Annotated in this window: 1 pseudogene and 1 other annotated feature; the pseudogene reads left to right on the forward strand. The window is 70.8% G+C overall.

Annotation, left to right across the window (positions count from 1 at the left end):
- Positions 1-1036 (forward strand): annotated as a pseudogene (locus ACFSHS_RS22500) (IS3 family transposase); the annotation flags it as partial.
- Positions 99-227: a sequence feature (AL1L pseudoknot), on the forward strand. It overlaps the preceding pseudogene by 129 nt.

The raw sequence follows: 1036 nt of genomic DNA on the forward strand, positions 1-1036 counted from the left end.
GCGCCTGGTCTGACGACCGATGAGCGGGCACGGTTGGTGGCGTTGGAGCGGGAGAACCGCGAGCTACGCCGGGCGAACGCGATCCTCAAGAGCGCGTCGGCTTTCTTCGCGGCCGAGCTCGACCGGCCACAGCAGCGCTGATCGACTACATCGACCAGCATCGTCAGGAGTTCGGAGTCGAGCCGATCTGCCGCGCCCTCACCGAGGCGGGCGCCGCGATCGCTCCGAGCACCTACTACGCCGCACGTTTCCGCCCGCCGTCGGGCCGGGCGGTCCGCGACGAGCGGCTCAAGCCCGAGATCCAGCGGGTCTTCGACGCCAATCTCGGCGTCTACGGGGTCCGCAAGGTCTGGCGGCAACTGCGGCGCGAAGGCCACCGCGTGCCGCGCTGCCAAGTGGAGCGCCTCATGCGCGAACTCGGCCTGGCCGGCGTGGTGCGCGGCAAAGTCAAGCGGACCACCGTCCCGGCCGCGACGGTCGACGCCCGACCGGAGGACCTGGTGCAGCGCGTGTTCCGGGCTCCGGCGCCCAACCGGCTGTGGGTCGCCGACCTGACCTACGTCGCCACCTGGTCGGGCTGGGTGTACGTCGCCTTCGTCATGGACGTCCACTCCCGGCGCGGCGCATCGTCGGCTGGCGCTGCTCGACCTCGCTGCGCACCGACCTGGCCGCCGATGCCCTCGAGCAGGGCCTCTGGCAGCGGGCCCGCGAGGGCCACGAGGTGCGCGGGCTGATCCACCACTCGGACAGGGGCTCGCAATACCTGTCCGTGCGCTACACCGACCGGCTGGATGCCGCCGGCGCCGTCCGCAGCGTCGGCAGCAAGGGCGCCAGCTACGACAACGCTGCCGCGGAGTTCCTCATCGGTCTCTACAAGACCGAGCTCATCCGCCGCCGCGGACCGTGGAAGGGCCTCGACGACGTCGAGCTGGCCACCCTGGAGTACGTCGACTGGTTCAACCACCGCCGCCTCCACAGTGCCTGCGGCGACATCCCACCGGTCGAATTCGAGGACGACTACTACCGTTCGATCGCC

The organism is Blastococcus deserti (assembly GCF_042682525.1).
GTDB classification, from domain to species: domain Bacteria; phylum Actinomycetota; class Actinomycetes; order Mycobacteriales; family Geodermatophilaceae; genus Blastococcus_B; species Blastococcus_B deserti.